Genomic DNA, 26,366 nt, shown 5'->3' on the forward strand with positions numbered 1-26,366 from the left:
GCCTCGCGTCGAGGCGCCACCGGCACGGCGCAGGTGTGCGCGACGGTCCGAGGTCCGGGCGGCCGCGCTGTGGTCACGTGTGCGGATCAGGCGTCGACGCCGCTGCGGAAGGCAGCGACCACGGTGGGCCACCTGCCGGCACGGCGGACCAGCAGGACGTCCGCCCGCGCGCCGGGGACGAGCTCGCCACGGTCGTCCAGACCCGCGGCGTGCGCGGGCCCAGAGGTGACAAGGCGGACGGCGCGGGGCAGGTCGGCCAGGCCCTCGCGCACGAGGACCTCGACGGCGGTGAGCAGGGACGACGGCACGTAGTCGGAGGCCAGCGCGTCGACCAGGCCGCGGGCCACGAGCTCACGTGCGGAGACGTTGGCGGCGTGCGAGGAGCCGCGGACGGCGTTGGGCCCGCCCGCCACGACGTGCAGCGCGTGCTCGCGGGCCGCGAACGCTGCGTCGACGGTGGTGGGGAACTCCGCGACGACACCGCCGCGCGCGACCAGGGCCTCGATGTCGGCACGGGTCTCGGGGTCGTGCCCGGCGAGTCGGATCAGGCCGGCGCGGGCCCACGACCCCAGGCGGTCGAGGGCGGACGTCGCGACGTCCGCCCGGTCCTCGCGCTCGGCGCGCCAGGCCGCCACGTGCGTGTGCGCGTCGGGCGGGCTCATGCCCTCGCGCTCCACGAGGAAGCGTTCCATGGTGGCGGGGTCGGCGTACTGCCCGATGCCGGGGGTGTGGTCCTCGTAGGACACCAGCGGTGGCGCGTCCCCGACGTCGGCGGCCAGCGCCGCCTCGAGGTCCGTCATCCCGGACCGGCACCGGATGTCCACGCGGTGCAGCACGCGCGCGCCCGCCTCGGCGGCGTCGGGGTCGCGCAACGCCGTCAGCACCGGAGCAGGTCCGGGGTCGCCCGCCGCGAGGCCCACGGGCGTGCGCTCCCCGAACGCCACGCCGTGGAACGCGGTGAGCACGCCGCCCGCCGCGAGCCGGTCACCCGCCGTCCGCACCGCGAGGTCCAACGGCAGGTCGGCCCCGGGTCGCGGCCGGCGCTCGTGCACCAGCACGTCCGTGTGCACGTCGACGAGCCCGGGCAGCAGCCACGCGCCGCCGCCGTCGAGGTCCGCCCGGAACCCCGGCGGCCTCTCGCCCACCTCCGCGACGCGGCCGCCGTGCACGACGAGCCGGGCGTCGTCCACCACCCGGTCGGGCAGGACGGCGCGGACGCCGGCGAGCGACCACTCGGCCGGCGGGGTGCCGACCGGCCACGGCGTGCCGGTCGCGGGGCGGAGCGAGGTGAACACGACCGCATCTTGTCCGGACGACCTGGCGAGACGGTTAACGACGCTTCACGCGGTGTTCATCTTCTCGGGGGCGGCTGGTCTTCGCGGACTCCCAGACTCCTGGACGGCGCCGGGTCCGGCGCCCGCGCGGAGAGCCCTACGAGCCCCACCGGAGACGACATGAAGACCACCAGGACCACCCTCGCCGCCGTGGCGCTCGCCGGCGTCGCGGCCCTCACACTGGCCGGCTGCGGGTCGCTGGGCACCGCGTCCGCCGGCGGCGGCACCACGGACCAGGGTTTCCCCGAGGTGCTGCGCCTCGGCGCGATCCCGGCGGAGAACTCGACGAACCTCGCCGAGGGCTACGACCCGATCATCCAGATGCTCGAGGCGGAGACGGGCGCGCAGGTCGAGGTCAGCCAGGCCTCCGACTACGCGGGCGTCATCGAGGGCCTCATCGCCGACAAGGTCGACCTCGCCTTCCTCGGGTCGTTCGCCTACGTCCTCGCCACGCACAACGACGCCGCCCTCACGCCGCTCGCCTCGGTCATCGCGGAGGAGGGCGCCGAGCCCGGCTACTACTCTCTCGGCATCACCCAGGGCGACAACGACGCCGTGGACGGCCTCGAGGATTTCGCGGGCAAGACGGTGTGCTTCGTCGATCCCGGCTCGACGTCGGGCTTCCTCTACCCGTCCGCCGGGCTGATCGACGCAGGAGTCATCGACTCGGGCACCGAGAAGGACGTGGCCGCCGGGGTGGAGCCCGTGTACGCGGGTGGCCACGACGCGTCGGCGCTGGCCGTCGCCTCGGGGGACTGCGAGGTGGGCTTCGCCATGCAGTCGATGGTCGCGGAGACCCTGCCGGCGTCGGGCGACCTGGCCGACGGCGACCTCAAGGAGGTCTGGAAGTCCGAGCCGATCTCCGGCTCGCTGTTCGTCGGCAACGACGCGCTGGGCGACGAGGTGAACCAGATGCTCACGACGCTGCTCACCGAGAAGGCGAACGCCGCCTACCTGCGCGAGCACGGCTACTGCGACGGGGAGTGCCTGCTCACCGACGAGGACGCGTGGGGCTTCGTCCCCGCGAAGGACGCGGACTACGACGGCACGCGCGAGGTCTGCACGATCACCAGGTCCGACAAGTGCGAGGAGTGACCGTGCCGGCCGCAGGCGAGCCCTTGGTACGGGTCCGTGGGCTCCGCAAGGAGTTCGACGGCACGACGGCGCTCGGCGGGGTGGACCTGGACGTGCAGCAGGGCGAGCTCGTCGTGCTGCTGGGGCTGTCCGGCTCCGGCAAGTCGACGCTGCTGCGCTGCCTCAACGGCCTGCACCGGCCGACCGCCGGCGAGGTGACCGTGGCCGGCACGCGCGTGGACCGCGCGTCGGGGCGGGAGCTGCGGCGGCTGCGCACCGACGTGGGCTTCGTGTTCCAGCAGTTCAACCTCGTGGGCCGCCTCACCTGCCTCGAGAACGTGCTGATCGGCGGCCTGGGCCGGGTGCGCGGGCCGCGGTACGGGGTCTCGACCTACTCGCGCCGGATGCGCGCGGAGGCGATGGCGCACATCGAGCGCGTCGGGCTGGCCGACCAGGCGTACCAGCGGGCGGACACGCTGTCCGGCGGGCAGCAGCAGCGGGTCGCGCTGGCGCGCACGCTGATGCAGCGCCCGCAGCTCGTGCTCGCCGACGAGCCGGTCGCGTCGCTCGACCCGGAGAACGCCGGCACGGTCATGGACCTGCTCGTGCGCGTGTGCGCTGAGGAGGGGCTGACCGTGCTGTGCACGCTGCACCAGGTGGACCTCGCGCTCGGCTGGGCCGACCGCCTCGTGGGCCTGCGGCAGGGCGAGAAGGTGCTGGACCGGCCGGCGGCCGGCCTCACCCGGGACGAGGCGATGGCGATCTACCGGCGGGTCGAGCCCGCGGCGGTGGCGGCATGACGGCGGCCGTCCAGGCGCGGCCCGGGACGCCGTCGACCGCGCCGGCCCCGGAACCGCCTCCGGGCCGTGACCCGCTGCGCCCGCCGGCGGACGGCCGGCGCCGGGCGCTGCGCTGGCTCGCCGGGGGCGGTGTCGTCCTCGTGCTGGTCGCGTCGTCGGCGATCGGGCTCGACCTGCCGACGCTCGTCGCGGGCGGCGAGGACGTGGCGAACCTGCTCGGCCGGATGGTGCCGCCGGAGCTGTCGGACCCGGCCCGGATCGCGACGCTCGCCCTCGACACGGTGCTCATGGCATTCCTCGGCACGGTCCTGGCGACGCTGCTGTCCGTGCCGCTGGCGTTCCTCGCGGCGCGGACGACCACGCCGCACCCCGCGGTGGCCGCCGTCGCCCGCGGGATCATCACGTTCTGCCGGGCGGTGCCGGACCTCGTGTTCGCCGTGCTGTTCGTGCGGGCGCTCGGACTCGGGATCCTGCCGGGCGTGCTCGCGCTGGCCCTGCACTCGGTGGGCATGCTCGGCAAGCTGTTCGCCGACGCGATCGAGGGCGCCGACGAGGGCCCGCGCGAGGCCGTGCGCGCCGTGGGCGTGGGCCGCGTCCGCGAGCTGCTCAACGGCGTCGTGCCGCAGGTCGTGCCGGCCTGGGTCTCGGCCTTCGTGTACCGCGTGGACATCAACCTGCGCACGTCCGTGGTGCTCGGCTTCGTCGGGGCAGGCGGCATCGGGTTCGCCCTGCAGGACGCGCTGCGCGGCCTCGTCTACCCGAAGGCGATGGGGATCGTGCTGGTCATCCTCGTGCTCGTGGCGGGCATGGAGCTGCTGTCGATGGCGATCCGCCGCACGCTGCTCGCGCCGAAGAGCCCCCGGTACGGGCGCGACCGTGCGGTGCGACTGGTGGCCGGGGCAGCGGCCGCGGTGCTGCTCGTCGTGTCGTTCGTGCGGCTCGACATCGACCCGCTCGCGCTCGTCACCTCGATCCCCGACCTGCTCGCCGTCGCGGGCCGGACGTTCCCGCCCGACCTCACCACGCTCGGCCCCGCCCTGTGGGCGGCGCTGCTCCAGACGCTCGCCATCGGGCTGTCCGCCACGGGCATCGGCGTCCTGCTGTCGCTGCCACTGGGCCTGCTCGCCGCGCGCACCGTGGCGCCACACCCGCTGGTGCACGGCGCCGCGCGGGCCGTGATCCTCGTGGTGCGCGCGATCCCCGAGCTCGTCCTCGCGGTGGTCTTTGTCGCCGCGGTCGGGCTGGGGCCGGTCGCCGGCGCCGTCGCGCTCAGCATCGGCTCGATCGGCTTCCTCGGCAAGCTCGTCGCCGACGCTGTCGAGGAGATCCCGCCCGGGCCCGCCGAGGCGGTCCGCTCCGTCGGCGGCGGCTGGTGGAAGGTCCTGTTCTCCGCCGTGCTGCCGCAGGGCATGCCCGCGATCGTCGGGTCGGGCCTGTACCTCCTGGACGTCAACATCCGCACCTCGGCGATCCTCGGGATCGTCGGCGCCGGCGGGGTCGGCTTCCTGCTCTTCGAGGCCGTCCGCACCCTCCACTTCCAGGTGGCGGGCGGGATCGTCCTGCTCGTGTTCGTCGTCGTCCTGCTCATCGAGAGGCTCTCCGGGTGGATCCGCGCACAGCTGTCCTGACCACCGTCGCGCTGTGGGAGGGCGGCGACGCCGTCCGCCTCGTCGACGTCCCGCTCCCCGCGCTCGCCCCCGGCGAGGTGCTCGTCCGCGTGCTCCTCGCCACCGTGTGCGGCAGCGACCGGCACACCGTCTCCGGACGCCGCTCGTCGCCGTCCCCCTCCGTGCTGGGGCACGAGGCCGTCGGCGAGGTCGTCGAGGTGGGCGCCGGCGGCGCCGTGGGCAACGACGGCGGCGAGCTCGCCGCGGGTGACCGTGTCGTGTGGGGTGTCACCGTGGCCTGCGGGGCGTGCGACCGCTGCCGCGCCGGGCGCACCGCGAAGTGCTGGTCGGTGCGGAAGGTGGGGCACGAGGCGTTCGACTCGGGCTGGCCGCTGTCCGGCACCTACGCGCGGCACATAGTGCTGCCGGCGGGCGCCACGATCGCCCGCGTGCCCGTGACCGTCCCCGACGCGCTGGCCGCCCCAGCGGGGTGCGCGACCGCGACCGTCATGGCGGCGGTCGAGGCCGCGGGGCCGCTGGTCGGTAGGCGCGTGCTCGTCAGCGGCGCCGGGATGCTCGGCGTGGCCGCCGTCGTCGCCGTGCGGGACGCCGGGGCCGCGGAGGTCGTCGTCACCGACCTTGACCCCGCGCGCCGTGACCTCGCCGCGCGGTTCGGCGCCGCCACGACCCTCGGGACGGAGGACGAGGTCGCGCCGGTCGACGTCGCGATCGAGCTCTCCGGCGCGAGCCCGGCCGTGGCCCGCTGCCTCGACGCGCTCGACGTCGGGGGGCGGCTGGTGCTCGTCGGTTCCGTCGCGCCGTCGCCGGCCGTGCCGCTCGACCCGGAGCGCGTGGTGCGTCGGTGGCTCACCGTGACCGGCGTGCACAACTACGAGCCACGCCACTTGCGCGCGGCCCTCGGGCTGCTGGACCGCACCCGGGACGCCGTGCCGTGGGGCGAGCTCGTGACCCCCGCCGCGCCGCTCGCCGAGGTGGGAGCCCTGCTGACGGGTCCCGCCGGGACCGCGCCACGGGCGGCGGTGGCGCCATGACGCTGCCCGTCCACTCAGCAGTCCCGGCCGCGCCCCAGCTCCAGCACGACGCGCACGGCGTCCGCGCGCACCCAGCGTTCCGTGAACAGGAGCGGGCGCCCGCCCGCGCCGTCGCGCGCGAGGCTCACCATGAGCCAGGCTGGGTCGCCGGGGCGGCAGCCGAGGCCCTCGCTTGCCTCCTCGGGCGCGGGCTCGATGCTGGCCCGCGTCCACGCCCGCTCGGGGCTGGTGCCGGCCGACGCGCGCAGGATCGTGTCCAGCGAGTCCTCCAGCCGCAGCGCGGCGGGCAGCTCGGGCACGAGCGCGTGGACGAGCCACTCGACGCCCCAGGCGGCGGGCATCTCGTCGATGTGCGAGCGGCGCACCAGCCGGAATCCGCGGGTGCCGGGCGAGACCTCCAGCGCGGCGGCGACGTCATCGGGCAGGGCCAGGTCATCGCAGGCCAGGACCACGGTGCGCGGCGACGCACCCGCCTCCCGCAGCGTCCGGCTCCACGACGGCGCCTGCCCCGGCGCCACGAGATAGTCGACGCGGCGGCGCGTGAACGTGCCCAGACCCTGGACGCGGCTCACGAGCATCCGGCGCTCCAGCTCGCCCAGCGCCGCGCGTGCGGCGGCACGCCCGACGCTGAACCGGCGCCCCACCTCCGCCTCGGAGGCGACGCGCGTGCCGGACGGCAGCCCCGAGAGCTCGTCAGCGAGCACGCGCACGATCCGCGCCGACGGCCCCTTGTCGCTGCTCACGCCCGGAACGTACCGGACCCAGGTGGCCGTGCGGTGAACGAGCCCGACCCCGTCCCCGGAGGGACCCGATGACCCGCTCCGCCACGACGACGATCCCGACCCTCACCACGACGGCCGCCCCGTCGCCTGCGACCGGCCGCAATGTCGTCGTCGTGGGCGCGGGGGTGGTCGGCCTGGGCGCCGCGGCGGAGGCGCACCGCCGCGGCTACCGGGTGACGGTCGTGGAGCAGGCGGCGGGGGTGGTCGGCTCCTCCGTGCAGAATTTCGGCCACGTGTGCACGACGGCGCAGGCCGGGGACGCACGCCGGTACGCGCTCGCCGCCCGCGAGCGCTGGCTGTCCCTGGGGTCCGCAGCGGGGTTCGCTGTCGCCCGCGTCGGAACGCACGTCGTGGCGCGCACCGACGCCGAGCTACGCCTGCTCGCTGAGTTCGCAGCCGGTCGCGGCCCGGACGAGGTGCGCCTCCTGGACGCGGCCGCGACGCGGGCGAACGTGCCCATCCGCCCGGTGCCGGTGGTGGGGGGTGCGCACCTGCCGCTCGACCTGCTCGTCGACCCGCGGGCGGCGGCCCCCGCCTTGGCCCGGTGGCTCGAGGTGCAGGGCGTGACGTTTCGCTGGCGGACTGCGGCGCGGGCCGTCACGTCCGGCCGCGTCGAGACGACGCGCGGCGTCCTCGAGGCCGACGTCGTGGTGGTCGCCGCTCACCACGACCTCGACCGGCTGCTGCCCGACGTCGCCGAGGAGGCCGGGCTGCGGCGCTGTCGCCTGCACATGCTGCGGGTGCGGCCCGACGCCCCGCTCGGGCTCACGACGCCGTTGCTCACCGGCTGGTCGATGGTGCGGTACGCCGCCTTCGCGGCGTGCCCGTCGGCGGCGGACGTCGCGGCCGAGCTCGCTGCCGCCGACCCGGCCGGGGCGCGGTGGGATGTCAACCTCATGGCGACCCCGCAGGGCGACACATTGCTGCTCGGCGACACCCACGCGCGGGCCGCCGACGCCCCCGTCTTCCAGGACGAGGAGGGCTTCGACGTCCTCCTGCGTCTGGGCCGCGACCTGTTCGCCTCCCGTCCGGGCGCCGACCTCCGCGTCGTCGAGCGCTGGCAGGGCACCTACGCCACAGCCCCCGGGCGAGAGTTCCTCGTCGCTGAGCCGATGCCGGGCGTACACGTCGCCACCGTCACCACCGGCATCGGCATGACTACTGGGCTCGGCCTCGCCGCCGACGTCCTCGACCGCGCGGGGATCACGGCCTGAGCGGTCCCCGCCCCCCGACCCACCCACCGGAAGGACCACCTGTGAACACCGACCCCGCCCCGATCGACCTCGCCGCCTTCGATGTCGCCGGCACCACCGTGGAGGAGGGGGGTGCCGTCTACCGCGCGCTCCACGACGCCGTGCGACGGCAGGGAAGCACCGCCGACGTCGCCGACGTCGCCCGCTGGATGGGCGCTGACAAGCGCACCGCCATCCGCGCGCTGCTGGAGCTCGGTGGTGACCCGTCCGCCGTCGAGCCGACGTTCGTCGAGTTCGAGCGGTTGCTGCGCGAGACCTACGACGCCGCCCCGCCGGTCGTGATGCCGGGTGTGCTCGACACCTTTGCCGACCTCCGGGCGCGGGGCGCGCGCATCGCCCTGACCACAGGCTTCTCCGCCGACGTCACCGGCCTGCTGCTCGACCGGCTCGGCTGGACCGAGGGTGGCGTTGTGGACATCGTCGTGACCACCGACGACGTGCCCTCCGGCCGCCCCGCGCCCTATATGGTGCACCGGGCGATGGAGCGCACGGGGGTCACGAACGTCGCGCGGGTGCTCACCGTCGGCGACACGGTGCTCGACCTCGAGGCCGGGACGAACGCCGGTGCCGCGCTCGTGGTCGGCGTGCTCAGCGGTGGTGTGCCGCGGGCCGTGCTGGAGGCCGCGCCACACACGCACGTCCTCGACAGCGTGGCCGACCTCCCGAGAGTGTGGGGCGCGGGGCGTTGGCGAGCCTGATCCGCACCTGACCTACGGGAACTGAGGGCACTTCCCCGGTCGGTTGACCAGCGGGGGCGACGAAGGCCCGGGCGGCGCAGTACGCGCCGTCCGGGCTCTGTCGTGTCCGCCGTCGCACACCCCGTCCGGACCGTCAGACAGCCCGCGGGAGAACTGTTCCCGAGCCCGGGGCATTCAATTGTGTAACACAGTAGCGAAATGAGCCTCGCGCTGCGTGGATCTCACGTGCCGCCCTCTTGACAGCGCGCTCCCGCCATGGCTAGCGTGCGGATCCTTGATTACGTAATAGGGATCCAATATTCGGGAGGAGGCGTCATGACGACACCACCGGGTGCCCACGACCGTGAGATGGCAGCCGTACGCGCGCGCAACTCCGCCGCCTGCGTGGAGGTGCTCCGTGAACGAGGCCGGGCAACCCTCGCCGAGCTAGCGGCGGCGACGACGCTCTCGCGCCCGACGGTCGAGAAGATCTTGACCGACCTCCAGGAGGCCGGTGTGGTCACGCCCGACGACGTCGTCACGGGGTCCGGTGCCGGCCGGCCGGCACGTCGGTTCGCGTTCGTGCCGGGTGCGGCGTACCTGGCCGGTGTGGACCTGGGGCTCGATACCGCCCGCGCACTGCTGTGCGATCTGTCCGGCGCCGTGGTGGCGAGCGTCGACCGCCGGATTGATCCCGGCATCGACGGTATCGGCCGGCTGCGGGCCGTGCCCGAACTGGTCGGCCTGCTCACCTCGCAGGCGCAGGTGCACCCCCAGCAGGTGCGGGGCGTGACGGTCGCGGTGAGCGGCATCGTCGACGAGCTCGGGCGGATGACCCAGTCGGACCTGGTCCCGGAGTGGACCGGGGTGGACCTGGCTGGCCGCCTCTCCCGCATGCTGTCCTGCCCTGTCGCGGTCGAGAACGACGTGAAGGTCGCCGCCGTCGCCGAGCACCACACAGGTGCCGCGCAGCTCGTCGATGACGTCGTCTTCGTCAAGGTCGACCGTTTCGTCAGTGCGGCGATCATCCTCGGCGGGCGGTTGCATGCCGGGCGGAGGTCTGCGGCGGGCGAGATCGGGGCCCTCGAGGCCGCCGGGCAGGAGACCGCGATGGCGTCGGACGAGGTCCTCGTCGAGGACCGCCTCGCGATGGTGGCCCGCGCCGAGGCCGGAGACTCTGTCGCCGACGTCGAGCTGACCGAGTACACACGCCGACTGGCACGCTCTATCGGCCTGGTGGCGCTCACCGTCGACCCGGATCTCGTCGTCCTCGGTGGCGGGGTGTCTGCGGTCGGTGAGCCCCTGCTGAGTCGGGTGCGCCAGCAGCTGGGCGCCCTGGCTGGACGCACCTTCCTGCCCACGATGACCACGTCGACGCTCGGCGGACGCGGTGTCGCGGTCGGCGCGCTCGTGCGCGCGCTGGAGCGCGCCAGCGCCACCGTGTACGGAAATCCCGCCGTCACTGCGCCGCCACTCAGGGTCAGCGGCCGGTCCGACGACTTCGCCGCCGCGCTATCCGCGCTGGCGCCGGGGGTCCACGGACGCGCCCCTTTCGAGCCGGCGCATACCCGGTCCTGACCGCCCTGCCGCGCAGGGATCACCTGACCCCCACCGTTCCCCGACCCGGCGTCGATGCCGGGGTACTCGAAGGAGAGACATGAGACGAACGACTCGAATGGCCGCCCTGACCGGCGTCATCGTGAGCGCCATCGCACTGGCGGGTTGCTCGGCCGACGACGACCCGAAGACCAGCGGAGCCACCGCGGTCTCGGCGGACACCCAGGCCGAGATCACGTACGGGATCTGGGACGAGAATCAGCTCCCGGCCATCAAGCAGAACATCGAGGACTTCAACGAGGACTACCCGGGGATCAAGGTGACCGTCGACGTCACCCCGTGGGACCAGTACTGGACGAAGCTGCAGACGCAGGCGACGAGCGACACGCTTCCCGACGTCTTCTGGATCAACGGCCCGAACTTCCAGCTGTATGCCGCGAACGACCAGCTCGAGCCGGTCACCGGCCTGGTCGAGGCCGGTGACGTCGACCCCGCCAACTACCCGGCGGCGTTGAACGAGCTCTACTCCCTCGACGGGGAGCAGTTCGGCGTCCCGAAGGACTTCGACACCATCGTCCTCTGGTACAACAAGGCCATCCTCAAGGAGGCCGGAGTCGCGGAGCCGACGGCGGACTGGACGTGGGAGGACTTCCACGATGCCGCGCGCACGATCTCGGACAAGCTCGGCGGCGAGGGAATCTATGGTGTCGCTCCGTGGCTGACCAACGGTCAGTCGGCCTACTACAACACCATCCTCCAGGCCGGCGGAGAGGTCATCTCGGCGGACGGTACGAAGAGCGGTTTCGACTCGCCCGAGGCGATCAAGGGGTTGCAGCTCTGGGCGGACCTCATCGCCGACGGGTCGAGCCCGACCCTGCAGCAGCTCTCCGACACCGACGCGCTCGCCTACTTCCAGAACGGCAAGGCCGGCCTCTACTGGTCCGGCACCTGGGACGTCGCCCCGCTCGCCGAGAGCGGCGTCGCCGACGACATCACGACGGCGCCCCTCCCGCATGACGAGCGCCGGGCGACCGTGATCCACGGTCTGGCGAACGTCGTCTCTGCGAACAGCGCGGAGAAGGCCGCGGCGCAGGCCTTCCAGGCATACCTCGGCACCGAGGAGGCCCAGCTGACCCAGGCGGACATGGGTGCCGCCAACCCCGCATTCAACGGCACGCAGGACGCGTTCGTCGAGTCCGTGCCGTCCTTCAACCTCCAAACGTTCCTCGACGCGGCGGACGAGTACTCGTTCCCTTACCCCGTGTCGAAGAACACAGCGGTCTGGACGCAGCTCGAGGCCGAGCTGCTCCCGGCAGCGTTCTCCGGCGAGCGGCCCGTGGCCGACGTCGCGGCCGAGCTCGCCGAGAAGATGAACGAGGCCTTGGCGGAGGAATGACCATGACCGCGCAGACGACGTCCCGCGACGGCCGTTCCGCAGCAGGGCGCCAGGATCGACATCGTGCTCCGCATCGCGACCATCCTGGTGCCAGAGGCTCGGGTGACGGCTGGTGGCCGTGGCTCTTCGTCGCCCCCACGATGGTCGGGATCCTGGTCTTCTACCTGTGGCCGATCTTCAGGACGGGCTACTTGAGCCTGACCGACACGGGCCCCTTCGGGGGCGCGACGTGGGCAGGCCTGGACAACTACGACCGCCTCGCGTCCGACGGCGACGTGGCGCTCGCCGTCGGGAACACGCTGGTGTACACGGCGATCGTGCTGCTGGGGGTGCCGATCGCGGTCGGCTTGGCGAGCCTGGTGAGCCGGCCCGGTCTCCGGGGCGCGCGGGTCTACCAGGTCCTGTTCTTCATGCCGTACATCGCCATGCCTACGGCCGTCGCGATGATCTGGCGCATCATCTACAACGGAGACTTCGGGGTGCTCAACTGGGCGCTGGCCTGGTTCGGGATCGACGGACCGCACTGGGTGTCCACACCCGGGTTCGCGATCGTCGCGGTCGGGATCGTCGGGCTCTGGTCGTCACTGGGATTCGGACTGATCATCTTCAACGCGGCCCTCAAGGGGATCGCGGGTGAGTACTACGAGGCGGCGCAGCTGGACGGCGCGTCCCGCTGGACCCAGTTCCGTGCCATCACGGTCCCGCTGCTGACGCCGAGCATCTTCTTCGTCGCGGTGATCTCGATCATCAACGGGTTCCAGCTGTTCGACCTTCTCTACGCGATCATGGGCAACGCCAACCCGGCGATGCGCCAGACGCAGTCGCTCGTCTACATCTTCTACAACGAGGCGTTCATCCAGCACGACCAGGGGTACGCGGCTGCGATCGCGATCCTGATCTTCGTGCTCGTGGGTGTCCTGACCTGGTTCCAGTTCCGGATGCAGCGGAGGTGGGTGCAGCATGTCTAGCGCCGCGACAGCACTGACGACGTGGCGCCGACCGCGTCGACCCCGCCACCTCGGCACGCACCTGATCCTCAGTGCGGCCGCAGTCGTGATGGTCTTCCCGTTCGTCTGGCAGCTCGTCCTGTCGCTCTCGACGAACCAGGAGGTCGCCAGCATCCCGCCGACCTTCTGGCCCGCCGAGCTGCAGTTCGAGAACTACGTCGAGGTCTTCCGGACGATCCCCTTCCTCGACCAGCTCGGTGTGTCGGTCGCCATCACCGTGCTGCGCGTGGTGGGCCAGGTCGTGCTGTGCTCGATAGCGGGCTATGCCTTCGCCCGCATGCGGTTCCCGGCGAAGGGGGTCGTCCTGGGGATCATCCTGTCGATCCTCATGGTGCCGAGCCAGGCCTACCTGATCCCGCAGTTCCAGATCATCCAGGGCTTGGGTCTACCCAACACGGTCTGGGGCATCGCCCTGCCGGGCATCGTCAGCGCGTTCGGCACCTTCCTCATGCGGCAGTTCTTCCTCGGGCTGCCGGTCGAGCTCGAGGAGGCCGCCCGCCTGGACGGCGCGAACCCGTTCCAGGTCTTCTGGCGGATCATGCTGCCGTTGGCGGCCCCGGGGATCAGCGCGCTGGTCGTCCTGACCACGCTCGCGTCGTGGAACGACCTGCTGTGGCCCCTTGTGGTGTCGACCTACGCCGACCGCATGCCGTTGTCGGTGGGACTGGCCACGATGCAGGGCGCCTACCAGACCGACTACACCCTGATGATGGCCGCGAGCACGATGGCCATGGCCCCCGTGCTCGTCCTCTTCATCGTGCTGCAGCGCCGGGTGGTCGCCGGCCTCGCCTTCACGGGGAGCAAGTGATGACCGCTACTACCACTGTTCGAGAGCTTCGAAGGAGCGTCATGCCACACCACCCCCCACGCGTCGGACTGATCGGCGCGGGCGGTATCTCGCGCGTCCACGTCGACGGTTGGCTCGACCTCGGTGTCGACGTCGTCGTGCACTCGGACGAGGGCGCTGTCGAGCTGGCCGAGCAGTACGGACTGACCGTCGCGGAGACGCTCGACGGGCTGCTCGACGGATGCGACGTCGTCGACATCTGCACCCCGACGCCGAGCCATCTCGCATACGTGGAGGCAGCCCTCGTCGCCGGCCGTCACGTGATCTGCGAGAAGCCCGTCTCGCTCGACCTCGCACGGGCGGCGTCGCTGGGCGACCTCGCGAGCGCCCGAGGGCTCTGCCTCTTCCCGGCGCAGGTGGTGCGCTGGTTCCCCCAGTACGCCGCGGCGAAGCGTGCGGTCGACGACGGCGTGGTCGGTGACGTCGCGGTGCTCCGGTTCTCGCGGCACGGCGGGTTCCCGACGTGGTCGTCCTGGTTCGGCAGGGAGGCGGAGTCCGGGGGCATCGTCGCCGACCAGATGACGCACGACCTCGACGTCGCCCGGTGGATCGCCGGCGAGGTCGTGGAGGTGTATGCGACCGCGTCCGGAGACGGGGTCACGACGGCGGCGGCGCAGGTGCTGCTCACCCACGAGTCGGGCGCGATCAGCGCGGTGAACGGGCTGTGGGGCGCACCGGGGACCACGTTCCGGACGGCCTTCTCGATCGCGGGGAGCGGCGGCGTGCTCGAGCACGACACCCACCGGGACGACTCGTTCCGGATCGAGACCGACGCCACCGGCCGTGGACCTTCCGACCGTCCCGACAGCAGCTTCACCGAGAGCCCGTACACGCACGAGCTGCGTGACTTCCTCGGCGCGATCCGTGGCGGCGGCGCGCCGCGGGTCACCTGGGCCGACGGCGTTCGCGCCGCCGAGCTCGCCCTCGCCGCGAACACGTCGATCCGGACCGGGAGTCCCGTCGCGACCCCGGCCACGAGGAGGACCGCCGCATGACCGGGACGACGTCCACCCTGCGGGTGGGGATCCTGTCCTTCGCGCACCCCCATGCGCTGTCCTACGCGAGCTCGCTCGTCGCCCTGGACGGCGTCGAGGTCCGGGCCACCGACCCCGAGCCCTACGCACCGGGCGAGCGGCGCGGCAAGGACCTGGCCGTCGAGCTCGGTGTCGACTACGCGGACGACATCGACGACCTGCTCGCGTGGGAGCCGCATGCCGTGATCGTCACCAGCGAGAACGCGAGGCATCGGGCGCACGTGGAGCGGGTGGCGGCCGCGGGTGCGCACGTGTTGTGCGAGAAGCCGCTGGCGACGTCGGAGGCCGACGGCCGTGCGATGGTCGCCGCCTGCGAGCGGGCCGGCGTGCAGCTCATGACCGCGTACCCGGTGCGGTTCTCGCCGGCGTTTCTCCGGCTGAAGCAGCAGGTGGGCTCCGGAGCTCTGGGGCGGATCCTCGCCGTGAACGGCACGAACAACGGGCAGATACCCGTCGGTGAGCGCTCGTGGTTCACCGATCCGGCTCTCGCCGGCGGCGGTGCCCTGGTCGATCACGTGGTGCATGTCGCGGACCTGATCGACGACCTCCTCGGCGGGCGGCAGGCGGAGGACGTCTACGCGGTCACGAACTCGATCCTGCACGCCGACCGGCCCGAGGTGGGAGCCGAGACGGGTGGTCTCGTGTCCGTCCGTTACCCGGACGGTGTGACCGCCGTCATCGACTGCTCGTGGAGCCACCCCGACGCCGCCCCGAACTGGGGTGGCCTCACCCTCGAGGTCATCGGGACGCGGGGTACCGCGCGGATCGACCCGTTCGCCCAGCACGTCGGCGGGTTCGGTCCCGCGGGTGCGGCGTGGTGGGGCCTCGGGGTGGACACCGACGCCCTGATGCTCCGCGAGTTCCTCTGCGCGGTCCGTGACGGCCGTGCTCCGACCCCTGACGGACCGGCCGGACTACGCTCGCTGCGCGTGGTGCTGGCCGCTCAGGAGTCGGTGCGGACCGGTACCGCGGTGACCGTCGCGGCCTTCCGGCTACGAGCGTTCACCTGCCGCCGGTCGCCCTGTCACCAACGGGCGACGAACGGGACCTCCGTGTCGCCCGCGAGGAAGCCGTCGAAGCGGAACGGAGGATGGTCCGCACCCGCTGGCGGTACCTGGGCCATGACTCCGTACCGGGCCGTGCCGAGCGCGCCGGCGTCGACGGGGGAGCCGATCTGCGAGAAGGTCCGTCCGTCGAGGGAGTAGGACGCGGTCACCTGGTCGCCGGACCGGGTGAGCCGCAGCCAGATGTCGTCCTGCACCGGGTCGGCGATGCGCCGTGACTCCTCGGCCCGGCCACCGAACTCGGTCACGACCGTCACCGTCGGGCTGTCGTTGTTGTACTTGCGCTGGATCGCCACGTAGTCGTCGTCGGTGCGGTACAGCAACAGCCCGGCCTCCGCCCAGCCGTCCTGCGTACGGCCGGTCATGCGGACCGTCGCCGTACCGGTCCCGTCACCGGCCGTGGTGAGGAGGACGTTGCGCGCGTTGCTGAACCCGTCGAACAGGAATCCCGGCGACGGGGTCAGCGTGAGCGTCCCGTCCTCGTCGAGGCTCCGGTTGGCGGGGACGTCGCGCAGGACCGTCCAGTCCCGCGACAGCTCGGGCTCCTGCGCGCAGTCCGCTGACGAGGGGTCGCCGCCCACGGTCACCGTCACCGGCCGGGCCTTCAGGGGCTTCCCGTCGACGCGGACGTTCGCGCTGAGCACGGCCGTGCCCGGCTTCTTCGCCCGGACGGTGCCGTCGCGGCCGACCTCGAGCACGCTCGGCCGGCTGCTCGAATAGTTCGCCAGGGTGGGCCAGTTGGTGGTGGTGTCCTGACCGATACGCGTCGCCTCGCCGCTGATGGAGACCTCAGCGGGGTCGGTACGCTCGAGGTCGACCCTCTGGTTGATGCCCGGGTCGTAGGTGTTGTCCGCGATCGTGACGTCGGAACCGCCGCGCAAGCGGAACGCCGGGGTCGTGTGCTCCGGCACGACCGGCACGACGCGGGCGGCCACCGTGTCACCCGGGGCGGGGCAGCGGTCGCGAACCTGCACGGCGAGCGCCTGGTCACGGTCGTACCGCCGGACCTGGTTGCCGGAGAAGGTGAACCCGCTGACGCTCTTGATGTCGGCCAGGCGCACGTCGTCGACCACGAAGTCGTTGTTCACCACGCGGATGTTCCGGTGCACCGGCTGCTGGGGGTCGATCACCGGATTGGTCGGCTCGACGAAGATCACGGGGCTGGTAGGCCGATAGAAGGTGTTGTGCTCGATCAGGACGTCGTTGACCGGCCCGGACTCCCACCAGTAGGTCGTGTCGGACGAGATGAAGATGCTCGCCATGTTCATCCGGGCGAACAGGTTGTCGCGAATGACGACCGGGCGGCGGGTGGTGACGAGGATGCCGCGGGTGGGGATGTTGCGGAACTCGTTGCCCTCGATCAGCACCTCCGGCGTGTAGGTGGTGTTCTCGACGTAGTGGTCGCCGGCGGTGACCTGTGCCGGGATCTCCTGGTCGAGAGTGATCGTCATGGTGCTCAGCGGCTTGTCGTGGTCCTTCCCGGACGGGCCGTCGACCGAGACGACCTTCGCCGTGATGCCGGGAACGGGCGTCATGCTCGACCCGGACACGATCTCGATCTCGTCACCGGGATAGAACGCGGGGAACCCGACGCTCTGGTACTGCCGGTAGGCCAGCTCGAGCGTCCGTGCGTCGTCGGGGCGCGCGCTGATACCGAGGTAGGTGCCGTGGATGTTGATCGGGTCGTCGTGAGCGCCGTCGAAGACGTTGTTGCGGAGGACGACCCGTCCGGCGACACCGGACATCTGCACCAGATCGGCGTCCCCCGCGTTGTACCGCCCAGCGGACTTGTCGCTGGCGAACTTCGTGTTCTCGATCGTGATGTCGCGGCTGAGCTGGCCGAGGAACCCGAACCCGTGCAGGTAGCGTGCGTCGAGGTCACGGACGGTGACGTCCGTCGACTCCCAGAAGAAGGCGGCCGCGGTGTCGCGGATGTCGTCGTCCATCGTGTAGACGAGCCCCTGGTCGCCCGGTGCCGTGGTGGTGGCGTAGTCGATGCGGATCCGGCCGTCACCGAGGTCGCGCATGCCGGTCACACCGGAGAACAGCGGGTTGCCGGTGCGGTGGCTGGTCTGCTCGGCCGGGTCGTACACCTGGGTGTAACGGATGCCGTTGACGCCGGTCCAGTAGGGCTCGCCTGTCGTAGGTGAGGCCTCACCGCGCCAGTGCACCTCGTTCCCGACGATCGAGTAGAGGGTGTCCCGCGGCACGCTGAGCACGCGGTAGGCGTGCCCGTCCTCGACGCCGGTCTTGGCGACGGTGGCCTCGATCGTGTGCGGGTTCACGTAGTCGAAGGCGAAGTTCTGGAAGACGACGTTCTTGGAGCGCAGTGAGGCGAACGCGGTCTGGCCTCCGTGGTAGAGCAAGGTCGAGCCGTCGCCGTCGACGGTCACGTTCTCCATGTCCTCGACGAGGATGCCGATGCGCTTGTCCCGGTACCGCGGGTCGGCGCCCACGGTGTTGGACAGGTAGAGCTCGCGCTTCTCGGCCTGCTCGGGATAGATGGAGTACGTACCGCGCGGGAACACCACGCGCACCGGGCGGTCCAGCTCCTTGGCGTGGCGCAAAGCGGCGGCAACGGCTGCAGCGCTGTCCCGGTGGCCGCCGGGGTCGGCGCCGAAGTCGGTGACCCGGACCACGGTGGGCGCGGGCGCGGCGAGCGTCCTGCTCGCGGGTGCGAGCGACGTGACGGCGAGCGCTAGCGTCAGCAAGGCCACGCCCAGGCTACTGGCACGAACTGTCCGCCGATGGTCGGGCATCGGACTTCTTCGTCGAGCGTCAAACATGATCGATTTCCCTCCGTGGAGCGGGCATGTCGGCACGGTGCGCGCAAGCCTTCCGGTGGGTGCGGCTCGGGCGCCGCTGCCGGCGATCGCCGGATCGGCAGGTACGGAACGCGACTCACCTCGCACGCGTGGGGGCGGGTGCGCCCGGACGCCCGGCGATCGTCGTGTTCGTCGACCGTCATGACATCCGCACCTGGGGGACAGAGTCGTGGAACACAGGGTGTCTGAAGTCCAGAACGTGCCAGCGGCACGATCCAGACACGCGAATGCCTCTCACCTCGTGCGTCTTGCCGAGAGGAACCGGAACGGGTCAGGCGTGGGCTTCCAGGGTCGGCGACGGGTCGGCAGCCCCGGCGTGGTCGATCTGCCGCGCGGTCTCGTGAATCCGCCGGACCAGCGCTGGGATCTCGTCGTCGTCGAACGTGCCGAACACGCCGATCGCCGCGGCGTCGGACTCGAGCGCTACCGCGACCGTGCGGTCCTCGTCGGACGTGGCGACCACGGCGAACCCCTGCGTGCGCACGGCGTGGATCTCGTCGAGCAGCCGCCCGAGTTCGGGAGGGCTCGCGGGCAGGTCCGCGACCGCGTCGGCGCGGGGGGACGAACCGTCGAAGACCGCACGGATCGCGTCGTCGTCCTGTGCCGCGAGCAACACGTGTCCGATGCCTGACCGGGCCGCGGGAAAGAGCGGGGCGCCTCCGATGTTCGCGCCGTGCAGCTCGTCCGACGTGTGGTACAGGTAGCAGACCTGGTCCCGCCACAGCACTCCCATCGACACGTGCAGCCCGCCGGAGGCCAGGGCCTCGAGCGGGCCGAAGGCTCGCCGGACGAGCCCCGACCCTCGCATGCTCTGGGCCGCGAGCACGTGGACCCCGGGCCCGGGGAAATAGCGCCGCGATGCGTCCTGCTGGGCCAGGCCGACGTAGGCGAGCGTCTTGAGGAGCCGGTTGGCCCGGGTCGACTCGAGCCCCAGCATCCGGCCCAGCTCGCGCGACCCGATCGGCTCGCCGTGCGAGGTGAGCGCCTGGAGGCAGGCGAGCCCATCGATGAGTGACTGGTTTGGCTGGGCCGGTCGCATGTTGCTATGTTAGCCCCGCATTGCGATTGATGCTAAAGAAGCAACACTCGACGAGGAGTGTCTCGCATGATCGACGGCAAGGTGCTGAACCAGCAGGGGAGACCTGAGACCCGCGCCGGGTCCGGGCCGGCCCGCGGCGCGCCCGACGGGCACCCCGCTCGCTCGAGACGTCCGGCGCGGGGCGCCCAGCAGCAGTTCTGGCAGCGGCTGGCACGCGAACGTTCGCTGCTCCTCATGGTCGCGCCGGTGTTCGTGCTGCTCCTGGTGTTCACCTATGTGCCGCTGGTGGGCAACCTCGTCGCCTTCATGGACTACGTGCCGTACCTGCCGCTCTCCGAGTCGCCCTGGGTAGGCCTCCAGAACTTCCAGCTGATGTTCGAGGACTCGGCCTTCTGGAACGCCCTGTGGAACACGCTGATCATCAACGGGCTGCAGCTGATCTTCTCGTTCCCCGTACCGCTCGCCCTCGCTCTGTTCCTGCACGGCATCCTCTCGCCGGTGATCCGACGCTTCGTGCAGTCGGTGATCTACCTGCCGCACTTCCTGTCGTGGGTGATCGTGGTCGCGCTGTTCCAGCAGCTGTTGGGTGGCACCGGCGCGGTCACGGAGGCGCTGCGCGACATGGGGGTCGACGCCGGCAACATCATGGCCAACCCCGACACGTTCAAGATGCTCGTCGTCGCACAGGGCGTGTGGAAGGACGCGGGATGGGGCACGATCCTCTTTCTCGCGGCTCTGAGCGCCATCGACCTCGCCCTCTACGAGGCCGCCGCCGTGGACGGTGCGAACGCCTGGCGGAGGTTCTGGCACATCACCCTGCCCGGGATCCGCCCGGTGATTGTCCTGTTGCTGATCCTTCAGCTGGGCAGCTCCCTGACCGTCGGCTTCGAGCAGATCCTGCTGCAGCGCGGGAACGTCGGCCCGGAGGCGGCCGAGGTGCTCGACACGTACGTCTACTTCAACGGGGTGATCGACGGGAACTGGAGCATCGGCGTCGCGGCCGGACTGCTCAAGGGCGTCGTCGGACTCGTCCTGATCCTCATCGCCAACAAGGTCGCCCACATGCTGGGCGAACAGGGGGTGTACTCCCGTGACTAGCACCGTGACCAGGTTCGCGAGCCACTCTGTGCTCCGAGGTCAGCGACCCGTCTGGATGGAGAGGCCGACGCCGCTGACGGTCGTCCTCAAGGCGCTCGCGGTCGTCGTGATCCTCGTCGTGATCATCTTCCCCTTCCTCGTGGTCGTCTCCACGAGCCTGGCATCGCAGGCGCAGATCAACGCCTCGGGCGGCTACGTGCTGTGGCCGACGGAGCCGAGTCTCGAGGCCTATCGCCAGGTGCTGGCGGGCGGGGCGGTCACCCGCGCCGTCGTCGTCAGCGTCGGCGTCACCCTGGTCGGCACGGCGGTCTCGCTGACGGCCACCGTGCTCGCCGCGTACGCGCTGGGTCGCCGGGAGCTCCCCGGGCAGCGGCCCCTGCTCACCTTTGTGCTCCTGACCATGCTCTTCACGCCCGGGATGATCCCGGTCTACCTGATGGTCAAGCAGCTCGGACTGCTCGACACGTACGCCTCGTTGATCCTGCCCGTGGCGATCAGCGCCTTCAACCTCGTGATCGTGCGCGGATTCTTCCAGAGCATCCCCCGCGAGCTGTTCGACAGCGCCCGCATCGACGGCGCCGGGCATTGGCGCGTGCTGTACAGCATCGTCATCCCGCTGTCGAAGGCGGTGATCGCCGTGATCGGGCTGTTCTACGCGGTGGGTTATTGGAACTCCTTCTTCAGCGCCCTTCTCTACCTGCAGGACTCCGGGAAGTGGCCCCTTCAGCTGGTGCTCCGCACCTACGTGCTCCAGAACAGCCCGATGGCGTCGGAGGGCGCAGCGGAGTCCGGCATCCTCCCGCCCCAGCAAGCCCTGCAGATGGCCGTCGTCGTGCTGGCCATCGTCCCGATCGTCTGCGTCTACCCGTTCCTCCAGAAGCACTTCCAGGCCGGCGTGCTCACCGGCGCCGTCAAAGGCTGATCCGACCTGAAAGGACTCCCATGTCCGCCTCACCACGTCTCCGTGCCGCCGACGTCTCCCGCCGTGGGTTCCTCGGCGGCCTCGCCCTCGCGACCGTCGGCGGCCCCCTCCTCACGGCCTGCGGGTCGTCCGGCGGCGCCTCGACCGCCGCGGGTCCGCGGGCGGTGCTCCCGACGCAGGTGCCCTTCTCCGGGCCCGTCCCCGACCTGGCCGGTGACCTGGCCAAGGCGATCAACCCGGGGTACTTCCGCTATCCGGTCGACCAGCTCGTCAGGTCCGTCACGGATGAGGTCGGCTCCGGGGGAGAGATGAGCGCCTTCGTCGTGACGTTCTCCGCGCCGCCTCCCCAGGCTGCCAAGAACGCGTACTGGCAGGCGATCAACGATGCGCTCGGGGTCGACTTCAAGCCGACGCTCGTCCCGACCGACTTCGCCACCAAGCTCGCCGCGGTGATGACGGGCGGTGACATCCCCGACCTCGTCACGATGTACCTGCGAGACGCTGCGGGCCTTCGTCGCTTCGACGACCTGGCGAAGGCGCGCTTCGCCGACCTGACCGACCATCTGTCGGGGGACGCGATCAAGGACTACCCGAACCTCGCGCGGCTACCGAGGGAGGCGTGGCCCGCAACGCTGGTGGACGGGCGGATCTACGCCACGCCCACCCTGCGCATCCCGACCGGGTACACGGTGTTCTACCAGCCAGAGGTGTTCGAGAAGTACGGCGCCAACCCGGCGCCGCGCACTCCTGACGAGGTCCGGGAGATGTGCGCGACGTTCACGGACGCCCGCGCCAACCGCTACGCGATGGCCGACGGCACGTGGATGACGGGACCCCTGATGTACCCGATGTTCGACGTGCCGAACAACTGGAGCATCGACGGCGACGGGAACCTGACGAAGGACTGGGAGAGCGACGGCTTTCTCGACTGCGTCGACTACATCAAGGGACTGTGGGACAAGGGATACATCCACCCCGACGCGCCCAGCGAGGGATTCGACGCCGAGCCCCTCTTCGAGAACGGGTCCGTGGCCGTGCGGTCCGACAACATGGTCCGGTACACCGTGCGGAACGACTCCGGCCTGAACCCGGCGATCATGTCCGCCTACTCGAGCGACGGGACACCGACCACCCTCCAGGCTTCGGTCACGGACTTCGTGACGTTCGTCAAGAAGGGCGACGACGCCAGGGTTCAGGAGTGCCTGCGCGTGCTGAACTGGCTCTCGGCGCCGTTCGGCAGCGAGGAGAACTTCCTCCGTACCTACGGGGTCGAGGGGGTCGACCACAGGCTCGACGCCGGGCTGCCTACCCTGACGTCGCAGGGCGAGGCCGAGGTCTACAGCCTCAGCCTGCGCTTCATCGCGGGCGGGCCGGACGTCCTCTACTCCACCATCGGCGACACCGGCATGGTCGAGACCATGCACACCTATCAGGGAGACGTCTCGCCCGGCCGGGTGGAGGACCCGACGTCCGGCCTGCGATCGGACGCCGACGTCGGTGCCACCAACCTCAAGCAGAAGGTCACCGACACCATGACCGACGTGATCGTCGGCCGGAAGCCGATGGCAGACCTCGAGTCCGCGATCGACACGTGGCGGACCGAGGCAGGCGACAAGGTCCGAGCGGAGTACGAGGAGGCCATCGCAGCTCGCGACCGGCTCGCGTGACCTCGGACGTCACTCGGCGACCGCCATCGACCAGCTCTTCCACACCCGGCAGAGCTCCCATCCCACGACAAGGACTCAAGGACTTTCGCATGCCTTCCAGCACCACCGACCTCGAGGTCAAGACCCCCACCACCGCGCCCGGATCGGTGACATCACCCGTCGACCGCGTCGGAGCACCGGTGGTGATCAGCGGCGTCGTGCCGACCCTTGCGGTCAAGGCCGATCACGTTCCCCGGTCCGAGACCGGCATCGGCGCACTGATGCCGTGGGCGGGCAAGCTCTGGATGGTCACCTACGTCGCCCACACGAGGACCACGGGCGGAGGCACCGGTCTGTTCACGGTCGGAGACGACCTGCAGCTCGAGAAGCACCCCGCGAGCGTGGTGGGCACCTATGCCAACAGGCTGGTGCACAAGGAGACCGACCAGCTCTTCATCGGACCGCACGTGATCGACGTCGAGGGCAACGTGCGCACCATCACGGAGCTCGTCGACGTCCGCCTCACGGCGACGGCGAGGCACCTGACCGATCCTGCCGGGAAGGTCTACGTGCTCGGGATGGAGGGCGAGTTCTTCGAGGTCGACGCCCGGACGCTCGAGGTCACTCAGCTCTTCGACCTCCTCGAGATCCTCGACGTCCGCGGATATCCCCACTTCAAGGACTGCTACACCCGCAACGGTCGGGTCGTCGTGGTGAACAACTCGTACTACGAGCAGGACTTCCCGACGGGCGAGAGCGAGGGTCGCCTGGCGGAATGGGACGGGCAGACCTGGACGACGCTGGCCAGGACGCAGTTCAACACGCTCGCCGGCGCCAACGGGATCGGCGAGGCGATGTACGCCGTCGGGCAGGACCGCGCCTCGGCGCTGCTCTGGGTGCACCTGCCCTCGACGGGGTGGAAGGTCTACCGGCTGCCGAAGTCGACCCACACCCAGGACCACGCGTTCACGACGGAGTGGCCGCGCATCCGGGAGGTGGAGTCGGAGCGCCTGCTCATGGATGCCAGCGGCATGTTCTACGAGCTGCCCAGCCTCACCTACGGCGATGCCGTCTGGGGCATCCGTCCGATCTCGTCCCACCTCCGGATCGTCGGAGACTTCTGCTCGTGGAACGGACTGCTCGTGCTGGCCGGGGACCAGACGACGCCGATCTTCGACGGCAACCCGGTCGCCGGGCAGCCGCAGGCCAACCTGTGGTTCGGCAAGACGGACGACCTGTGGGGATTCGGCAAGCCGCAGGGCTGGGGCGGCCCCTGGTGGGAGTCCGAGGTCAAGGCCGGCGTGCCGTCCGACCCGTACCTGATGACGGGATTCGAGCACAAGTGCCTCCACCTGGAGAACCACGGTGACCAGCCCGTCACCGTCACCGTCGAGATCGACGTGCGCGGGCACGGCCGGTTCGCTCGCACGGCGCGGATCGAGGTGCCCGCCGGCGAGCTGGTGACCCACGTCTTCCCCACGGGGTTCAGCGCCCATTGGGTCCGGCTCGTCAGCGACTGCGACAGCACCGTCACCGGCCAGCTCGTCTACACCTGAGGGGCGATCGATCCGTGAAACTGCCCGCCGATCTTCGGCTGCCCATGATCTCCGGCGCCTTCCACTACGCCCGGGTGCATCCCGACCAGTGGGAGGAGCGCCTCCAGCTGCTGCGTGCGATGGGCTTGGACACCGTCGAGACGTACGTGCCGTGGAACTTCCACGAACCGCGCCGCGGCGAGTACCGCTTCGACGGAATCGCTGACCTCGGACGGTTCCTGGACCTGGCCGGCGCGGTCGGCCTGCGGGCGATCGTGCGTCCCGGGCCCTACAGCTGCGCCGAGTGGGACAACGGCGGCCTGCCTGCGTGGTTGACGGGTGTGCCGGGACTACGGATCCGCACCGCGGACGAGGCGTTCCTCGCCGCGGTCGACGACTGGTTCGACGTCCTCGTCCCGATGCTCGTCGAGCGGCAGTCCACGCGCGGCGGCAACGTGTGCCTGGTGCAGATCGAGAACGAGTACGGGTCGTTCGGCACCGACCGGAGCTATCTCGAGCACCTTCGGATCGGCCTGGCCGGGCGCGGCATCGACGTCCCGTTGTTCACCTCGGACGGAGGTTCCGATAGTTGCCTCACCGGGGGGACCCTGCCGGGCGTGTGGGCGACCGTGAACTTCGGCAGCAACCCGGAGCAGAACTTCGACGCGCTTCGCCGCCACCGGCCCGACGACCCGCTCTTCTGCATGGAGTACTGGCACGGGTGGTTCGACCACTGGGGGGCGCATCACCACGTGCGCGACGCCGGGGACGCGGCCGACGTCCTCGATCGCATGCTGGCGACGGGGGCCTCGGTGAACCTGTACATGGCGCACGGCGGGACCAGCTTCGGATGCTCCGCCGGGGCCAACGACGACGGGCGGTACCTGCCGACGGTCACGTCGTACGACTATGACGCGCCGATCGACGAGGCGGGCCGCCCCACCGCGAAGTTCTGGGCGTTCCGGGAGGTGATCGGCCGGTACCGCGACCTTCCGCCGCTGCAGGAGGTCGCCGAGCCGGCGACGCTGCCGACCACCCAGATCAGGATGACCGGCGCCGTCCCGCTCGCAAACGTCCTCGACGCGGCGTCGCGCGTGGTCGCGGCGCCGTCCCCGCCGACGTTCGAGGAGCTCGGCCTCGCCCACGGGCTCGTCCGGTACCGATGCCGGGTGGCCGGGCCGCGACCGGAGGCCGCGTTGACGTTCCCCGGGCTGGGCGACCGGGCACACGTGTACGCCGACGGTCGTCTGCTCGGCATCGTCTGGCGGGACGACGACGCAGGGATCCCCTTGGCCGTCCCCGCGGAGGGGGTGACGCTGGAGGTCGTGGTCGAGTCGATGGGTCGGGTGAATTACGGCACCCGCATCGGGGAGCGCAAGGGCTTGGTCGGGGGAGTGCGCCACGGGCTCCAGTACCTCCATGGTTGGGAGGTCACCTCCGTGGAGCTGCCCGACCTGCCGAACCTGCCGCAGCCGGAGTCGCCGGCGGCGGCGAGCACCGCGGCAGATGCCTCCGCACCGGCCTTCGTCCAGGGCGCGTTCGACGCGATATCGCCTGCGGGCGGGTTCGTCGCACTGGAGGGTTGGGGGAAGGGATACGTCTGGGTCAACGGATTCTGTCTCGGCCGGTACTGGGAACGCGGCCCGCAGCGCACGCTCTACCTGCCGGCGCCCGTCGTCCGCGAGGGCCGCAACGAGGTCGTCGTCCTCGAGCTCGACCGGATCGGCGGCGCGCCTCGAGTGGTCGACCGGCCCGATCTCGGACCGACCGACTGAGCGCACCGATCCCGCCACGGCGCCCGTCTCGCGGCTCGCCGG

At 71.2% G+C, this 26,366-nt stretch carries 20 protein-coding genes and 1 pseudogene; 17 read left to right on the top strand and 4 right to left on the bottom strand.

Features of this window, described 5'->3' with window-relative positions; all coding sequences use genetic code 11:
* Positions 1 to 86: 86 nt before the first annotated feature.
* On the bottom strand, positions 87 to 1,295 hold the full coding sequence (locus ACFWDO_RS07145; protein WP_380323422.1) for an alpha-D-ribose 1-methylphosphonate 5-triphosphate diphosphatase: 1,209 nt from the start codon (positions 1,293 to 1,295) through the stop codon (positions 87 to 89).
* Positions 1,296 to 1,454: 159 nt separating this feature from the next.
* Here ACFWDO_RS07145 and ACFWDO_RS07150 point away from each other — a divergent pair, with 159 nt between their 5' ends.
* The 4 genes from ACFWDO_RS07150 to ACFWDO_RS07165 are packed head-to-tail and all read left to right on the top strand — an operon-like array spanning position 1,455 to position 5,867.
* Complete coding sequence (locus ACFWDO_RS07150; protein WP_380323425.1) at positions 1,455 to 2,429, top strand: phosphate/phosphite/phosphonate ABC transporter substrate-binding protein; 975 nt, start codon at positions 1,455 to 1,457, stop codon at positions 2,427 to 2,429.
* A 2-nt stretch (positions 2,430 to 2,431) separates the two neighbouring features.
* The gene (gene phnC / locus ACFWDO_RS07155; RefSeq protein WP_380323428.1) at positions 2,432 to 3,208 is read left to right on the top strand and encodes a phosphonate ABC transporter ATP-binding protein; all 777 of its coding nucleotides are present in this window, start codon (positions 2,432 to 2,434) and stop codon (positions 3,206 to 3,208) included.
* The gene (phnE, locus tag ACFWDO_RS07160) at positions 3,205 to 4,836 is read left to right on the top strand and encodes a phosphonate ABC transporter, permease protein PhnE (RefSeq protein WP_380323431.1); all 1,632 of its coding nucleotides are present in this window, start codon (positions 3,205 to 3,207) and stop codon (positions 4,834 to 4,836) included. The genes phnC and phnE overlap by 4 nt, the downstream gene beginning before the upstream one ends.
* Complete coding sequence (locus ACFWDO_RS07165; protein WP_380323434.1) at positions 4,812 to 5,867, top strand: zinc-binding dehydrogenase; 1,056 nt, start codon at positions 4,812 to 4,814, stop codon at positions 5,865 to 5,867. The genes phnE and ACFWDO_RS07165 overlap by 25 nt, the downstream gene beginning before the upstream one ends.
* Positions 5,868 to 5,881: 14 nt before the next feature.
* Here the strand turns inward: ACFWDO_RS07165 and ACFWDO_RS07170 are convergent, their stop codons facing one another.
* The gene (locus tag ACFWDO_RS07170; RefSeq protein ID WP_380323436.1) at positions 5,882 to 6,610 is read right to left on the bottom strand and encodes a GntR family transcriptional regulator; all 729 of its coding nucleotides are present in this window, start codon (positions 6,608 to 6,610) and stop codon (positions 5,882 to 5,884) included.
* 68 nt (positions 6,611 to 6,678) lie between these two features.
* On the opposite strand from ACFWDO_RS07170, the gene ACFWDO_RS07175 reads away from it, so the two are divergent.
* From ACFWDO_RS07175 to ACFWDO_RS07210, 8 genes and pseudogenes are all read left to right on the top strand, one after another.
* Positions 6,679 to 7,863 (top strand): TIGR03364 family FAD-dependent oxidoreductase, encoded by a 1,185-nt coding sequence (locus ACFWDO_RS07175; RefSeq protein WP_380323439.1) that lies wholly within the window; start codon positions 6,679 to 6,681, stop codon positions 7,861 to 7,863.
* Positions 7,864 to 7,904: 41 nt separating this feature from the next.
* The gene (locus ACFWDO_RS07180) at positions 7,905 to 8,600 is read left to right on the top strand and encodes a phosphonatase-like hydrolase (protein ID WP_380323442.1); all 696 of its coding nucleotides are present in this window, start codon (positions 7,905 to 7,907) and stop codon (positions 8,598 to 8,600) included.
* A 315-nt stretch (positions 8,601 to 8,915) separates the two neighbouring features.
* Positions 8,916 to 10,157 carry an ROK family protein gene (locus ACFWDO_RS07185; RefSeq protein WP_380323445.1) on the top strand — a complete coding sequence of 414 codons (1,242 nt, stop codon included), beginning with the start codon at positions 8,916 to 8,918 and terminating at the stop codon, positions 10,155 to 10,157.
* A 79-nt stretch (positions 10,158 to 10,236) separates the two neighbouring features.
* Positions 10,237 to 11,532: an ABC transporter substrate-binding protein gene (locus tag ACFWDO_RS07190; RefSeq protein ID WP_380323448.1), complete on the top strand. Its 1,296-nt coding sequence runs from the start codon at positions 10,237 to 10,239 to the stop codon at positions 11,530 to 11,532.
* Between the two features lie 2 nt (positions 11,533 to 11,534).
* On the top strand, positions 11,535 to 12,500 hold the full coding sequence (locus ACFWDO_RS07195) for a carbohydrate ABC transporter permease (protein WP_380323451.1): 966 nt from the start codon (positions 11,535 to 11,537) through the stop codon (positions 12,498 to 12,500).
* An 88-nt stretch (positions 12,501 to 12,588) separates the two neighbouring features.
* Positions 12,589 to 13,347 carry a carbohydrate ABC transporter permease gene (locus tag ACFWDO_RS07200; protein ID WP_380323454.1) on the top strand — a complete coding sequence of 253 codons (759 nt, stop codon included), beginning with the start codon at positions 12,589 to 12,591 and terminating at the stop codon, positions 13,345 to 13,347.
* Positions 13,348 to 13,388: 41 nt separating this feature from the next.
* On the top strand, positions 13,389 to 14,381 hold the full coding sequence (locus tag ACFWDO_RS07205) for a Gfo/Idh/MocA family protein (protein WP_380323457.1): 993 nt from the start codon (positions 13,389 to 13,391) through the stop codon (positions 14,379 to 14,381).
* Positions 14,378 to 15,181: pseudogene (locus tag ACFWDO_RS07210) on the top strand (Gfo/Idh/MocA family protein); the annotation flags it as partial. The gene ACFWDO_RS07205 and the pseudogene ACFWDO_RS07210, both read left to right, overlap by 4 nt.
* A gap of 263 nt (positions 15,182 to 15,444) precedes the next feature.
* Here the strand turns inward: ACFWDO_RS07210 and ACFWDO_RS07215 are convergent.
* Positions 15,445 to 18,201 (bottom strand): DUF1349 domain-containing protein, encoded by a 2,757-nt coding sequence (locus tag ACFWDO_RS07215; protein ID WP_380324663.1) that lies wholly within the window; start codon positions 18,199 to 18,201, stop codon positions 15,445 to 15,447.
* A gap of 379 nt (positions 18,202 to 18,580) precedes the next feature.
* Positions 18,581 to 19,348, bottom strand: coding sequence for an IclR family transcriptional regulator (locus ACFWDO_RS07220; RefSeq protein WP_380324666.1), 768 nt, complete (start codon positions 19,346 to 19,348; stop codon positions 18,581 to 18,583).
* 66 nt (positions 19,349 to 19,414) lie between these two features.
* Here ACFWDO_RS07220 and ACFWDO_RS07225 point away from each other — a divergent pair, with 66 nt between their 5' ends.
* The 5 genes from ACFWDO_RS07225 to ACFWDO_RS07245 all read left to right on the top strand — a co-directional run bounded on the left by ACFWDO_RS07225 (position 19,415) and on the right by ACFWDO_RS07245 (position 26,324).
* A complete protein-coding gene (locus tag ACFWDO_RS07225; protein ID WP_380324668.1) occupies positions 19,415 to 20,446 on the top strand; it encodes an ABC transporter permease in 1,032 nt (343 codons plus the stop codon).
* 55 nt (positions 20,447 to 20,501) lie between these two features.
* Positions 20,502 to 21,368 (top strand): carbohydrate ABC transporter permease, encoded by an 867-nt coding sequence (locus ACFWDO_RS07230; protein WP_380324671.1) that lies wholly within the window; start codon positions 20,502 to 20,504, stop codon positions 21,366 to 21,368.
* Between the two features lie 20 nt (positions 21,369 to 21,388).
* Positions 21,389 to 23,035 (top strand): hypothetical protein, encoded by a 1,647-nt coding sequence (locus tag ACFWDO_RS07235; RefSeq protein WP_380324674.1) that lies wholly within the window; start codon positions 21,389 to 21,391, stop codon positions 23,033 to 23,035.
* 89 nt (positions 23,036 to 23,124) lie between these two features.
* A complete protein-coding gene (locus ACFWDO_RS07240) occupies positions 23,125 to 24,570 on the top strand; it encodes a hypothetical protein (protein WP_380324677.1) in 1,446 nt (481 codons plus the stop codon).
* Positions 24,571 to 24,584: 14 nt separating this feature from the next.
* Positions 24,585 to 26,324, top strand: coding sequence for a beta-galactosidase family protein (locus ACFWDO_RS07245; protein ID WP_380324684.1), 1,740 nt, complete (start codon positions 24,585 to 24,587; stop codon positions 26,322 to 26,324).
* Positions 26,325 to 26,366 lie beyond the last annotated feature (42 nt).

It is taken from the genome of Isoptericola sp. NPDC060185 (assembly GCF_042728595.1).
Classification (GTDB): Bacteria; Actinomycetota; Actinomycetes; order Actinomycetales; family Cellulomonadaceae; genus Isoptericola.

What these genes read in the sequence shown, in the direction of transcription:
- ACFWDO_RS07150 (WP_380323425.1), top strand. Translation starts at nt 1,455, where the DNA reads ATGAAGACCACCAGGACCACCCTCGCCGCCGTGGCGCTCGCCGGCGTC.
- phnE (WP_380323431.1), top strand. Translation starts at nt 3,205, where the DNA reads ATGACGGCGGCCGTCCAGGCGCGGCCCGGGACGCCGTCGACCGCGCCG.
- ACFWDO_RS07175 (WP_380323439.1), top strand. Translation starts at nt 6,679, where the DNA reads ATGACCCGCTCCGCCACGACGACGATCCCGACCCTCACCACGACGGCC.
- ACFWDO_RS07185 (WP_380323445.1), top strand. Translation starts at nt 8,916, where the DNA reads ATGACGACACCACCGGGTGCCCACGACCGTGAGATGGCAGCCGTACGC.
- ACFWDO_RS07190 (WP_380323448.1), top strand. Translation starts at nt 10,237, where the DNA reads ATGAGACGAACGACTCGAATGGCCGCCCTGACCGGCGTCATCGTGAGC.
- ACFWDO_RS07195 (WP_380323451.1), top strand. Translation starts at nt 11,535, where the DNA reads ATGACCGCGCAGACGACGTCCCGCGACGGCCGTTCCGCAGCAGGGCGC.
- ACFWDO_RS07200 (WP_380323454.1), top strand. Translation starts at nt 12,589, where the DNA reads ATGGTCTTCCCGTTCGTCTGGCAGCTCGTCCTGTCGCTCTCGACGAAC.
- ACFWDO_RS07205 (WP_380323457.1), top strand. Translation starts at nt 13,389, where the DNA reads ATGCCACACCACCCCCCACGCGTCGGACTGATCGGCGCGGGCGGTATC.
- ACFWDO_RS07220 (WP_380324666.1), bottom strand. Translation starts at nt 19,348, where the DNA reads ATGCGACCGGCCCAGCCAAACCAGTCACTCATCGATGGGCTCGCCTGC.
- ACFWDO_RS07225 (WP_380324668.1), top strand. Translation starts at nt 19,415, where the DNA reads ATGATCGACGGCAAGGTGCTGAACCAGCAGGGGAGACCTGAGACCCGC.
- ACFWDO_RS07230 (WP_380324671.1), top strand. Translation starts at nt 20,502, where the DNA reads ATGGAGAGGCCGACGCCGCTGACGGTCGTCCTCAAGGCGCTCGCGGTC.
- ACFWDO_RS07235 (WP_380324674.1), top strand. Translation starts at nt 21,389, where the DNA reads ATGTCCGCCTCACCACGTCTCCGTGCCGCCGACGTCTCCCGCCGTGGG.
- ACFWDO_RS07240 (WP_380324677.1), top strand. Translation starts at nt 23,125, where the DNA reads ATGCCTTCCAGCACCACCGACCTCGAGGTCAAGACCCCCACCACCGCG.